Origin of the sequence: Brevibacterium permense (assembly GCF_013280495.1) — a bacterium.
GTDB lineage: Bacteria > Actinomycetota > Actinomycetes > Actinomycetales > Brevibacteriaceae > Brevibacterium > Brevibacterium permense.
The window spans coordinates 473,286-485,121 of the sequence record NZ_JABSSX010000001.1; the positions used below are offsets into that span (position 1 = coordinate 473,286).

Consider the following 11,836-nt stretch of genomic DNA (forward strand, 5'->3'; position numbering starts at 1 on the left):
GATGCCGGCGCGGAGGAGGCGCCGAGTCCGAGGCCCGCCGTCAGGAGCCCGACCAGGAGACCCAGCATCAGGATTCTCAATGCGGGAAGTCGGAAGGGCAGGCTGGAGTGAGTCGGCACAGATCAATACTATCGGCTCGGGTTTCGAGCAGCCCTGAGACCGCTCTGGGCGTTTGCTCCCCGGGCCTGAGGGCATGTATATTTGATTGTCGTTGTGTGTGCTTGTCGCACTCCCTTACATAGCCTCATGCGTTGCAGGCCCGTAGGTGAGGGGAATGCGTCGATAGGTTCACCCGATTGAAGACAACCAGCGCTTGAGACCCATTGGACTCACGACCCGATGAGGATCCGGCGCTGCACTGAACACAGATACGAAAAGAAGGCTACTTTTGCGTACGTATACAGCTAAGTCCGGTGACGTTGAGCACCAGTGGCACGTCATCGACGCCACTGACCAGGTGCTCGGTCGCCTTGCTTCGCAGGTTGCACGCCTCCTGCGCGGCAAGCACAAGACCACGTTCACTCCGAACACCGACACCGGTGACTTCGTCATCATCATCAACGCCGACAAGGTCGCGCTGACAGGTGCGAAGCTCGAGAAGAAGCGCGCTTACCGCCACTCCGGATACCCCGGCGGCCTCAAGAGCGTGAACTACGCCGAGCTCCTCGCCACCCACCCCGAGCGTGCAGTCGAAAAGGCTGTCGCCGGTATGGTCCCGAAGACTCGTCTCGGACGTGCCCAGATGCAGAAGCTGAAGGTCTATGCAGGTGCCGAGCACCCGCACGCCGCTCAGAATCCGCAGCCGTACGAACTCAGCCAGGTCGCGCAGTAAGCGCCTGAGCTCTAGACATACCGAGGAGAACCGTGGCTGATACCACCAACGCGACAGAAACTGTCGAAGAAGAGATCACCGAATACACTTCCGAGACTCCCGCATCCGCTGGCCTGGGCGAAAGCACCGCCGGTGGACGTGGACAGTCCCTGACCGCTCCCGGCAACGGAGTCGGCCGCCGCAAGCAGGCAATTGCTCGTGTGCGCCTCGTCCCCGGCACCGGTGAGTGGACCATCAACGGACGTACTCTCGAGGAGTACTTCCCGAACAAGCTGCACCAGCAGCTCGTCAACGAGCCCTTCACCCTGCTGGACCTGGGCGGACGTTTCGACGTCATCGTCCGGATCTCCGGCGGTGGACCCTCCGGCCAGGCCGGCGCCGTCCGCCTGGGCGTGGCTCGTTCGCTCAACCAGATCGACGCGGAGTCCAACCGTGCCGAGCTGAAGAAGGCCGGATACCTCAGCCGCGATGCTCGCGTTCCTGAGCGCAAGAAGGCCGGTCTCAAGAAGGCCCGTAAGGCACCTCAGTTCTCGAAGCGCTGATCTCGCTGGCGAACCGACTGCGGCTGGTCTGCCACTGAGTCGCAGTCATCGACAGTTCAGCATCATGAACATGAGAATGCGGTCCCGAACCAGGTTCGGGGCCGCATTTCTCATATCCGGACTCATCTCACACGGTCACTGACGTGGTCGGCGTTGCGCGCGACCGCGGCTGCGGTCGGGTGTGCCGCCTCGGCGCATAGTCCGTCGTTCAAGGCGACGCACATCTTTCGAGCTGTGCACCGCACGATAAGCGCGCTCGGCCTTGAACGGACACTCGCGACGCCGCGATCACAACGGCCGTGGCTGCGGGTGTGCCGCCTCGGTGAGGGTGCCGACATCACGAGCGACACCCAGTGGATCGACTAAGATCGACTCCGACATTGACGAAAGGATCTCCACTATGTCTCGACTCTTCGGCACCGATGGAGTGCGCGGACTGGCCAATCGCGATATCTCGGCCAAACTCGCCCTCCAGCTCTCGGTCGCAGGTTCACGTGTGCTCAGCCGCGGCTGGACGGGTGAGAAGCGCCCCTTCGCCGTGGTCGGACGTGATACCCGCGTGTCCGGTGAATTCCTCTCCGCCGCACTGAGCGCCGGAATCGCCTCGACAGGAGTCGACGTCCTCGACGCGGGCATGCTGCCGACGCCGGGCATCGCCCAGGTCGTCAAGGACACCGGCGCCGCCTTCGGCGTCGTGATCTCCGCCTCTCACAACCCCATGCCTGACAACGGCATCAAGTTCTTCGCCGCGGGAGGCACGAAGCTCGACGACGCGGTCGAAGACGAGATCCTCGCGATCTTCGATGAGGACTGGGACCGTCCGACCGGCGCGGACGTCGGCCGCATCTCGCGCTACCCGGCCGCTGCAGACGAGTACACCGAGCACCTGGTGCGCTGTGTCGACGCTGACAATGTGCGCCCGCTGTCGGGACTCAAGGTCGTCGTCGACTGCGCTCACGGTGCGGCGTCCATCGTCGGACCCGCCGCCCTGCGCCAGGCCGGCGCCGAAGTCATCGTCTCCGCCGCCGAACCCGACGGCTTCAACATCAACGACGGTGTGGGATCGACCCACCTCGGACCGCTGCAGCGCCTCGTCGTCGAGACCCAGTCCGATCTGGGCGTGGCTTTCGACGGTGACGCCGATCGCTGCCTGGCCGTGGATTCGCTGGGGCGGGTCGTCAACGGCGACCAGGTCATGGGCATCCTGGCGATCGGGCTCAAGGAGCTCGGTGAGCTGCGCGGCAACACCCTCGTCACGACCGTCATGTCGAACCTGGGCTTGACGCAGGCGATGGACAAATACGGCATCGAGACCGTGCAGACCGCTGTCGGCGACCGGTATGTGCTCGAGCGGATGCTCGCCGACGGGTATGCGCTCGGCGGGGAGCAGTCCGGACACGTGCTCATGCTCGATCACGGCACCACCGGCGACGGAGTGCAGACCGCCCTGCATCTGATGAAGCGGATGGCCGATGCCAAGCGCACCTTGGCCGACCTCGCCGCGGAGATCCCGCAGCTGCCGCAGGCGCTCGTCAACGTCAAGGGCGTGGACAAGAACAACGTCGATCACCCGCAGGTCGCCGCCGAGGTGGCCGCTGTCGAGGCCGAACTCGCCGACACCGGTCGCGTGCTGCTGCGCGCCTCGGGCACGGAGCCGCTCATCCGGGTCATGGTCGAAGCCGCCACCGAGGATGCCGCCTCCGCCCAGGCCGAGCGCCTGGCCGCGTCGGTCAAGGAGCACCTCGCGCTGTAAACGCCGAGTCACCGGCTCCGGCGTGCGTTGCGGGGCGCCCCTCGCTCGATCAAGGGCTCGCTCAGATATGTCGCAGTCTTCCGCACCATATTCGAGCGGGCCCTTGATCGACGTTGGGAGGCGTCAGGTTTGCCGAGGGCGCAGTGCCGCGCCGATCGCCGGTTTCAGAGGGGCCCTGCCGTGGCGACCATGGGGCTGAACGACCTTCTGCCGCGGCGTTGGCCAGTCAACTGTGCGCAGATTGCACAATTTCGCCTCGAAACCGGCAATCTGCGCACACTTAACTCGAGGAAGTCTCTGACCCTGCGGCGTCGGAGCAGGGCTCGCACCGAGAGTGGTTCAGCGTCGCGCCCTCAGCTCGAGGCGAACTGGGTGGCGTAGAGCTCGGCATAGCGACCGCCGCGGCCGACCAGCTCCTCGTGAGTGCCCTTCTCGATGATGCGACCGGCCTCGACGACGAGGATCGTGTCGGCCTGCCGGATCGTCGACAGACGGTGGGCGATGACCAGAGCCGTCCGCCCGTGCATCGCCTGGGCCAGGGCACGCTGGATCGCGGCCTCATTCGTCGAATCCAACGCCGAGGTGGCCTCATCGAGCACGACGATCTCCGGAGACGCCAGCAGCATCCGGGCGATGGTCAGGCGCTGACGCTCGCCTCCGGAGAGACGATACCCGCGTTCGCCGACGACGGTGTCCAGTCCATCGGGAAGCGCATCGATGACGCCTTTCAGCTGTGCCCGGTCGATGGCATCGAGCATCTGCTCCTCGGTGGCATCGGGATTGACCAGCGCCAGGTTGGCCCGGATCGACTCGTGGAAGACATGTCCGTCCTGGGTGACGACGCCGACGGCCTCGCGCAGATCGGCGAACGACAGATCGCGAACATCGACTCCGCCGATGGTGATCGTGCCGCCCGTGACGTCGTAGAGCCGCGGCAGCAGTGACGCGATCGTCGACTTTCCCGCACCCGAGGATCCGACGAGGGCAACGGTGTGCCCGGCGGGGATCGTGAAGCTCAGGTCGTGGAGAACCTGATCGCCGCCGCGGGTGTCGAGTACGGAGACGTCTTCGAGGCTGGCCAGGCTGACCTGCGCGGCGCTGGGGTAGGCGAAGTCGACGTGATCGAACTGCACATCCAGCCCGCCGGCTGGCAGAGCCTTCGGCTGCGACGGTTCCTTGAAGTACGGCACGAGGTCGAGGATCTCGAACACCCGCTGGAACGACACCACTGCGCTCTGGATGTCCAGGCGCGCGTTGGCGAGCATCGTCAGCGGCGTGTAGAGCCGGGTCAGCAGCAGTGCCAGGGTCACAACCTGACCAGCGTTGAGGTTGCCGACGACGGCCTGTGCCCCGCCGACGCCGTAGACGAGAGCCAGCGCCAGGGCGGAGACCAGAGTCAGCGAGGACACGAACGTGGACTGCAGCATCGCGACCTTGACCCCGATATCGCGGACCTGGCCGGCGCGGTCGGCGAACTCCTCGTTCTCCTGGCGGGGATTGCCGAAGAGTTTGACCAGGGTGGCACCGGCGGCGGAGAAGCGCTCGGTCATGCGGGTCGACATGTCTGCGGAATTGTTGGCCGCTTCGAACTGCAGGGATGCGAGCTTTCCGCTGAGCATTCGGGTGGGGATGATGAACAGCGGCAGCAGCAGGATCGACAGCACGGTCACCTGCCATGAGATCGTGACCATGACGCCGACTGTCAGGGCCAGGGAGACGAAGTTCGACACGATGCCGGACAGGGTGTTCGAAAACGCCCGCTGCGCACCGATCACATCCGTATTCAGTCGGGAGACCAGGGCGCCGGTGCGGGTGCGGTTGAAGAATGCGATCGGCATCGACTGGACGTGATCATAGACGGCCGTGCGCAGATCGAAGATGAGTCCCTCGCCGATCCGTGCGGACAGGTACCGGTTCGTGATCGAGATGGCCGCATCGGCGATGGCCAACCCGCCGATGGCCACGGCCAGCCACACGACCGTGGACACGGGCCCGCCGCCGGTGATCGCGTTGACGACGTCGCCGGCGAGCACCGGGTTGAGGACGCCGATGCCCGCGGTGAGTACGGACAGCAGCAGGAAGATGATGAGTTTGCGCTTGTGCCGGGTCGCATACCCGGCGATCCGCTTGTAGATGCCCGGTTGGATGCGCGTCTCGGGGGTCTTCTTGCTCTTAACCGAGGAGTACATGAGGTGATGTGCGGACGGCACGCTCATACTGGGTCCCTTTCTGCTGCCGAAACGACCGAGCATGCACGGGGGATCCCGTGACGGTGCGAGGATCGCTCGCATCCGGTCGCCGCCGTGGGCGGGTGGCCTGTCGGCGGTGAGTAGTTCAGTGCACACTGTGCAACCGCCAGAGCGGTGAAACTATTTCCTCACCGCCCGGCGACTCTAGTCACTGGTCCCAACACAAGCTCGCCGAGGCGGCCGCCCCGTCCGAGGTCCCAGACCCACCAGCGACTACCGTCACAGCTTCCGCAGCTGCACCTTCCGGATCGTGTGGTCGGAGGATTTGTGGAGCACAAGATCGGCTCGGCCGCGGCTGGGCTGGACGTTCTCGCGCAGGTTCGGGAAGTTGATGGAGTCCCAGATCTCCGTGGCCAAGGTGATTGCTTCGTCGTCGTCGAGCTGCGAGTACCGGTGGAAGTAGGAATCCTCGTCCTGGAACGCACCGTGCTTGAGTTTGAGGAACCGCGAGATGTACCACTGGCGGATATCACGGGAGCGCGCATCGACGTAGACGGAGAAGTCGAAGTAGTCGCTGATGGCCAAGCCCACGGTCCCGTCCTGACGGGGGCGGGCGGGTTGGAGGACGTTGAGGCCCTCGACGATGAGGACATCGGGGGAGCGCACGACCACCTCGGCGCCGGGAACGATGTCATAGGTGTGGTGCGAATACACAGGCGCACGGACCTCGGGGGCCCCGGATTTCACGGCGGAGATGAACTTGAGCAGCTTGCGCCGGTCGTAGGATTCGGGGAATCCCTTCCGCCCGTTGAGGCGGCGCCGGTCGAGTTCGGCATTGGGGTAGAGGAATCCGTCGGTGGTGATGAGCTCGACGCGCGGAGTGTCGGGCCAGCGGGCGAGCAGCTCGCGCAGCACACGCGCCGTCGTCGACTTGCCCACGGCCACCGATCCGGCGACGCCGATGACGAAGGGCGTGCGCTTGGCATCCTGCGGTTCCAGCCCGCGCTCGTGCAGCGGAGAGAAGAACTCCCTGGTCAGGTCGTGCTTCGCCCGCTGTGCGGAGACGTAGAGGTTGAGCAGCCGTGACAGGGGCAGATAGACCTGGGCCACCTCGTCGAGGTTCATCCGGTCGCCGAGTCCGCGCAGCCGTTCGATGTCGCGCTGCTTCAGCGGAAGCGGCGTGGCCTGGGCGAGCGTGCCCCACACCTCCCGGTCGAATTCCCAGAACGGGGACGTCGTGTCCGGTTCGCTGCGCCGGGCGGTATTGAGTCCGGCGAGCTTGCGCGCACGGTCCAATTGAGGGTCGACATGGCTCATTCCCCCATTGTGTCATGCGTCATGTTCGCCACCCGCGTCAGGTCTTCGCCACCCGCCCCAGGTCGGCGAAAGCACCCCACCCTCACCGAGGCGGCCCCACCCTCACCGAGGTGACCGTTCCGTCTCCGGCCCCGTCAGGTGTGCCCCGACCGTCCCCTCCCGCGCCCGCGTGCGCGTGCAGTTCGTCACGTTGACCCGATCGTGACTCGCCGGAATACCCGAGATCGGCTATCAGTGCGTAAAATCTCCCTCATGTGTGGAATCGTTGGCTATGTATCCAAGGCCCCCGTTGACAATGCCGACCACTCGGCTCTCGATGTTGTGCTCGGCGGCCTGAAGAGGCTCGAGTACCGCGGCTACGACTCGGCCGGCGTCGCGCTCGTGACGCCCGACGGTCAGCTCGCCTCGGCGAAGAAGGCCGGAAAGTTCTCCGCCCTGACCGAGGAGATCGAGGCCAACCCGCTGCCCGCTGCGCAGACCGGAATCGGCCACACCCGCTGGGCCACCCACGGTGGACCCACCGACCTCAACGCCCACCCGCACCTGGCCGACGGCGGCAAGCTCGCGCTCATCCACAACGGGATCATCGAGAACTTCGCCCACCTGAAGAAGGACCTCGTCGCCGAGGGCGTCGAGTTCCTCTCCGAGACCGACACCGAGGTGGCCGCCGCCCAGCTGGCGAAGAACTACAAGGCGACCGGCGACCTCACCGCCGCGATGCGCAAGACCGCCACCGAACTCGAAGGTGCGTTCACCCTGCTCGCCGTCCACGCCGATGCTCCCGGTCAGGTCGTCGCCGCACGCCGGAACTCGCCGCTGGTCATCGGCCTCGGTGAGGGCGAGAACTTCCTCGGCTCCGACGTCGCCGCGTTCATCGACTACACTCGCACAGCCGTCGAGATCGGCCAGGACGAAGTCGTCACCATCACCCCGGAGACGGTCACGATCACGGACACCGAAGGCAACCCTGTCGAGGGCGAGCAGTTCGAGGTCGACTGGGACACCGCCTCGGCGGAGAAGGGCGGCTTCGCGTCCTTCATGGACAAGGAGATCCACGATCAGCCGCAGGCCGTGGCCGATACGCTGCTCGGCCGTCTCGACACCGAGGGCCGCCTGACGCTGGACGAGATGCACATCGATGAGAACGTGCTCAAGTCCGTGGACAAGATCGTCGTCATCGCCTGCGGCACCGCAGCGTACGCCGGTCAGGTCGCGAAGTACGCGATCGAGCACTGGTGCCGCATCCCCACCGAGGTGGAGCTGGCCCACGAATTCCGCTATCGGGATCCGGTGGTCACGGAGAAGACGCTCGTCGTGGCGATCTCGCAGTCCGGTGAGACCATGGACACGATCATGGCCGTCCGCCATGCACGTCAGCAGGGTGCGAAGGTCATCGCGATCTGCAACACCTTCGGCTCGACGATTCCGCGCGAATCCGATGCCGCCCTCTACACCCACGCCGGCCCGGAGATCGCCGTGGCCTCGACGAAGGCCTTCCTGTCGCAGGTCGTCGCCTGCTACCTGCTCGGCCTCTACCTCGCCCAGCTGCGGGGGAACAAATTCCGCGACGAGATCGGCACGATCCTGGGCGAGCTGCAGTCGATCCCTGCGAAGATCCAGCACATCCTCGACGAGACGAAGTCGCAGGTCCTCGCGCTGGCCGACCGCAACCAGGACGTCGGCTCGGTGCTGTTCCTCGGCCGTCACGTCGGCTACCCGGTGGCGATGGAGGGTGCGCTCAAGCTCAAGGAGCTCGCGTACATCCACGCCGAGGGCTTCGCCGCCGGTGAGCTCAAGCACGGACCGATCGCGCTCATCGACGACGGTCAGCTCGTCATCATCGTCGTCCCGTCCAAGCGCGGCCGGGATTCGCTGCATGCGAAGGTCATCTCGAACATCCAGGAAGTCCGCGCCCGCGGTGCGAACACCGTCGTCATCGCCGAGGAAGGCGACGAAGAGGTCGATCAGTTCGCCTCCGAGGTCATCTACGTGCCCGAGACGACGACGCTCATGGCACCGCTGCTGACGACGCTTCCGCTGCAGATCTTCGCGATGGAGCTGGCCACGGCCAAGGGCCTCGACGTCGACCAGCCGCGCAACCTCGCGAAGTCGGTCACGGTCGAATGATCCGCCGCGGTGTCGGGCGCGACAACGGTCGGTCCGACATCTGAGCGGGTCGGGTATCTGGGGAGGACCAGTATGGCGATTCTAGGGATCGGCACTGACATCGCCGACGTGCCGCGCTTCGCGGAGCACATCGAACGCGTGCCCGAGCTGCTCGACCGTCTGCTCACCCCCGGGGAGCAGCTCAAACGCAACGGCAAACGCCGGACGGATGCCTCCTTGGCGGCGCGGTTCTCCGCGAAGGAGGCGCTGAAGAAAGCGATCGGCTTCCCCGGATGGCTGCCGTGGCAATCCGCCGAGGTGGTCCCCGCGAGGTCCGGTGCGCCGAGTTTCCGTCTGCGCGGGCTCGTGCTCGAGCACTTCCGTGCCATCGGCGGGACGAACATCCACCTGTCGATCACCCACGATGCGCACCTGACGATGACTTTCGTCATCGCCGAGGGCGACGGGCCCTCATTGAGCCCCGGCATCGAAGGTGCCGCTGAGCACTTCACCCACTCGATGTACGGTAAGGGCGCTCGTCTGGGCGTGATGCCGGAGCAGTAGCCGGTCAGACAGACAGAGACTTTGTCGGCTCGGCCGGCTCATGCCCTGGTGTCTGAACGGTTGAGGGTCCATGTCGTCACAATGACGATCACTGTTGTGGCCGCTGCCGAGACGCCCGCGACGAGTCCAGCAGTGCCCGCCGAGATCCCTGCCGCATCGCACGCGGTATTGCTCGCCTCGACCAGCGACGTTCCGAGCTGTGTCGCATAGGTCGCGGTGGCGTACGGAACCGCAATGATCGCTGTCATATCGGTCAGCAATGCGGTGGTTGAGACGCCCGTGGCGACCAAGGCGACGGCCACCGGAGCCGCGAACGACCGGAAGTACATCGACAGCCCCGACTGCAGGGCTGCGACCGGTACGCTGGCGATGATCACGAGGACGCTGCTGACTACGTATCTGCCAGGCAGCATGCCGGGCAGATCGAAGGCGATCTTGCCGAACCCCACGACGGTGAGGACGAGCACGACCTGCATGAGGGCGGAGAGGATCGCGACTGCGGCGGCCTTGCTGAGCACCATAGCCGATGTCGGCACCGAGGTGCTCATGAGAGCGTTCCAGTTGCCGTTCCTGTGCTCGGTGCGCCAGGTCAGCGATGCGAGGATGGCGATGCCGACGGGCAGGAGCGCCATCCCGTAGAACCCGATCGACCGGATCCACAGGGTGTACCAGCCGTCGTCGAGACCGCCGTCCGAGGCGACCGAGCTCATCGATCCGGACGCGACGGCGATGACGGGCAGCAGGATGACGACGGCCCATGACAGCGACCGTTGGAGTTTGACGAATTCGACGCTCACGTACTTCATCACTCATGCCTCCCGGCGATCGAAGCGTGCGGTGATCAGTGTGAATAGTCCGGCCCCTGCCAGCCCCAGTGCCAAGACACTGAGGTACGGGATATCGAGGTAGACGAGGTCTGTTCCGACGTAGTCGGCGGGGACGACCAGGGAGTAGTACCCCCACGGCGTCAGCATCACCAGCCATTCCGGCAGAGCCGAAGCGAACACGGCGATGAACAGTCCGATGACGGCGATGCCCATGCACACCAGCTGGTTCTCGATCACGGCGGACAGCAGAAGGTGCACCCCGAGGACAGCCAGATTCACGACGATGATGGCTGTGGTGTAGCCGAGCCACTGTTCGACCGGCACCGGCGACGCGATGCCGACTCCGAACCCGATGGCGACGAGGATGAGGCTCTGCGCCAGCGTCGATGTGGTGACGAGGACACCAAGGGCTGCGAACTTCGCCCGACACAACCTGCCCGGAGTCACTCCCGAGGTCTCCGATAGCAGCCAGCCGTTGCCCGAATGCTCGGCTTCGACCTGCCGGCTGGCGATGGCCGCGATGATCAAGGGCGAGATCAGACCTGCTGAGAACCCGAGACCGGCCAAGAGGATCTTCCACGCGAATCCGGCAGGATCGCTGAGATCATTCGCCATCCCCGATGCCAGGCCGCGGAATGCTGTCAGCCCGACGACTCCGGACAGGAGGACGAGTGTCAGCAGCCCCAGCCGCAGGTGACGCATCTTGGCGAATTCGTTGGCGATTATTCTCATGCTCACAGCCCGCCTCCCTTGGTCAGATCGATGAAGACGTCCTCGAGAGTCTGCTCGTCCCGCCGCACCTCGAACACGTCGATGCCGGCATGGACGAGAACAGACACCGCCTGCGCGGTCGAGCCATCGTCGGCATTCGTGATTCGCGTTGTCCTGCCGTCGGAGCGGCAGTCGAGCTGCTGCCCGAGAATCGACTGTGCGCTGCGAGGGTCGGAGGACTCGATGATTATGTCCGGAGTCGACGCTGCCATCAGTTCGGCACGCGTTCCTTGGAAGAGGAGACGCCCCTCGGACAGGATTCCGAGCATCGTCGCTGTCTTATCGATCTCACCGAGAAGATGACTGGAGACCATGACGGTGACACCGGAGGAAGCGAGGCTGCGCAGCAGCTCGCGGATCTCCTCGATGCCGGCCGGATCGAGGCCGTTTGTCGGTTCGTCGAGGATGAGCAGCTGCGGCTGCCTGGCCAAGGCGAGTGCGATGCCCATTCGCTGTTTCATTCCCAGAGAGTAGTTGCGGACCCGCTTGCCCATCTGGTCCCGCATTCGCACGGTGTCGACAGCCCACTCGATCTGCCGTTGCGGAAGGTCGAGCAGACGCTGCATGATCCGCATGTTCTCCCGACCCGTGAGGTGCCCGTACCCCGGAGGGGACTCGATGAGGGAGCCGACATGGCGCAGCAGACCACGTCGCGAGGCGCGAGTCATCGGCTGTCCCAGAACCTGCACTTTCCCCAGAGTCGGGCGAATGAGTGAGAGCAGCATCTTCATCGTCGTCGACTTGCCGGACCCGTTGGGGCCTAGGAATCCGTAGACGCAGCCCTGTGGGACGCGAAGACTGAGATCGTCGACGACGGTGCGGGATCCGTACCGTTTGGTCAGATGACTGGTTTCGATCACTGTGTCCATGTCTCCACTGTCGCGAAGACGGGCGGTGCCGCACATCGCCCGGCAGACATATTCTGCGCCTATGTC

General features: G+C 65.1%; 10 protein-coding genes. 5 read left to right on the plus strand and 5 right to left on the minus strand.

Features of this window, described 5'->3' with window-relative positions; genetic code table 11:
* Positions 1 to 388: 388 nt before the first annotated feature.
* The 3 genes from rplM (at position 389) to glmM (ending at position 3,127) form a co-directional block, all read left to right on the plus strand.
* Positions 389 to 832 carry a 50S ribosomal protein L13 gene (rplM, locus tag HK353_RS02220; protein ID WP_101543309.1) on the plus strand — a complete coding sequence of 148 codons (444 nt, stop codon included), beginning with the start codon at positions 389 to 391 and terminating at the stop codon, positions 830 to 832.
* Between the two features lie 32 nt (positions 833 to 864).
* Positions 865 to 1,374 carry a 30S ribosomal protein S9 gene (gene rpsI / locus HK353_RS02225; protein ID WP_025779545.1) on the plus strand — a complete coding sequence of 170 codons (510 nt, stop codon included), beginning with the start codon at positions 865 to 867 and terminating at the stop codon, positions 1,372 to 1,374.
* A gap of 400 nt (positions 1,375 to 1,774) precedes the next feature.
* Positions 1,775 to 3,127 carry a phosphoglucosamine mutase gene (gene glmM / locus HK353_RS02230; protein ID WP_173151807.1) on the plus strand — a complete coding sequence of 451 codons (1,353 nt, stop codon included), beginning with the start codon at positions 1,775 to 1,777 and terminating at the stop codon, positions 3,125 to 3,127.
* 353 nt (positions 3,128 to 3,480) lie between these two features.
* On the opposite strand, the gene HK353_RS02235 is transcribed toward glmM, so the two are convergent.
* Positions 3,481 to 5,343 (minus strand): ABC transporter ATP-binding protein, encoded by a 1,863-nt coding sequence (locus HK353_RS02235; RefSeq protein ID WP_173151809.1) that lies wholly within the window; start codon positions 5,341 to 5,343, stop codon positions 3,481 to 3,483.
* Positions 5,344 to 5,595: 252 nt separating this feature from the next.
* Positions 5,596 to 6,633, minus strand: coding sequence for a type I pantothenate kinase (gene coaA / locus HK353_RS02240; protein WP_173151811.1), 1,038 nt, complete (start codon positions 6,631 to 6,633; stop codon positions 5,596 to 5,598).
* Between the two features lie 252 nt (positions 6,634 to 6,885).
* On the opposite strand from coaA, the gene glmS reads away from it, so the two are divergent.
* Positions 6,886 to 8,760 (plus strand): glutamine--fructose-6-phosphate transaminase (isomerizing), encoded by a 1,875-nt coding sequence (gene glmS, locus HK353_RS02245; RefSeq protein ID WP_173151813.1) that lies wholly within the window; start codon positions 6,886 to 6,888, stop codon positions 8,758 to 8,760.
* A gap of 72 nt (positions 8,761 to 8,832) precedes the next feature.
* Positions 8,833 to 9,303, plus strand: a complete 471-nt coding sequence (locus HK353_RS02250; protein WP_173151814.1) for a holo-ACP synthase — start codon at positions 8,833 to 8,835, stop codon at positions 9,301 to 9,303.
* A gap of 38 nt (positions 9,304 to 9,341) precedes the next feature.
* On the opposite strand, the gene HK353_RS02255 is transcribed toward HK353_RS02250, so the two are convergent.
* Genes HK353_RS02255 through HK353_RS02265 form a run of 3 tightly spaced genes read right to left on the minus strand, consistent with a single transcriptional unit; the run spans position 9,342 to position 11,770 of the window.
* Entirely contained in the window at positions 9,342 to 10,109 is a 768-nt protein-coding gene (locus tag HK353_RS02255) for an ABC transporter permease (protein WP_173151816.1), read from the minus strand.
* A gap of 3 nt (positions 10,110 to 10,112) precedes the next feature.
* Entirely contained in the window at positions 10,113 to 10,862 is a 750-nt protein-coding gene (locus HK353_RS02260) for an ABC transporter permease (RefSeq protein ID WP_217278167.1), read from the minus strand.
* Between the two features lie 2 nt (positions 10,863 to 10,864).
* The gene (locus HK353_RS02265; RefSeq protein WP_173151820.1) at positions 10,865 to 11,770 is read right to left on the minus strand and encodes an ABC transporter ATP-binding protein; all 906 of its coding nucleotides are present in this window, start codon (positions 11,768 to 11,770) and stop codon (positions 10,865 to 10,867) included.
* Positions 11,771 to 11,836 lie beyond the last annotated feature (66 nt).

What these genes read in the sequence shown, in the direction of transcription:
- glmS (WP_173151813.1), top strand. Translation starts at nt 6,886, where the DNA reads ATGTGTGGAATCGTTGGCTATGTATCCAAGGCCCCCGTTGACAATGCC.
- HK353_RS02250 (WP_173151814.1), top strand. Translation starts at nt 8,833, where the DNA reads ATGGCGATTCTAGGGATCGGCACTGACATCGCCGACGTGCCGCGCTTC.
- coaA (WP_173151811.1), bottom strand. Translation starts at nt 6,633, where the DNA reads ATGAGCCATGTCGACCCTCAATTGGACCGTGCGCGCAAGCTCGCCGGA.
- glmM (WP_173151807.1), top strand. Translation starts at nt 1,775, where the DNA reads ATGTCTCGACTCTTCGGCACCGATGGAGTGCGCGGACTGGCCAATCGC.
- HK353_RS02265 (WP_173151820.1), bottom strand. Translation starts at nt 11,770, where the DNA reads ATGGACACAGTGATCGAAACCAGTCATCTGACCAAACGGTACGGATCC.
- HK353_RS02235 (WP_173151809.1), bottom strand. Translation starts at nt 5,343, where the DNA reads ATGAGCGTGCCGTCCGCACATCACCTCATGTACTCCTCGGTTAAGAGC.
- HK353_RS02255 (WP_173151816.1), bottom strand. Translation starts at nt 10,109, where the DNA reads ATGAAGTACGTGAGCGTCGAATTCGTCAAACTCCAACGGTCGCTGTCA.
- HK353_RS02260 (WP_217278167.1), bottom strand. Translation starts at nt 10,862, where the DNA reads ATGAGAATAATCGCCAACGAATTCGCCAAGATGCGTCACCTGCGGCTG.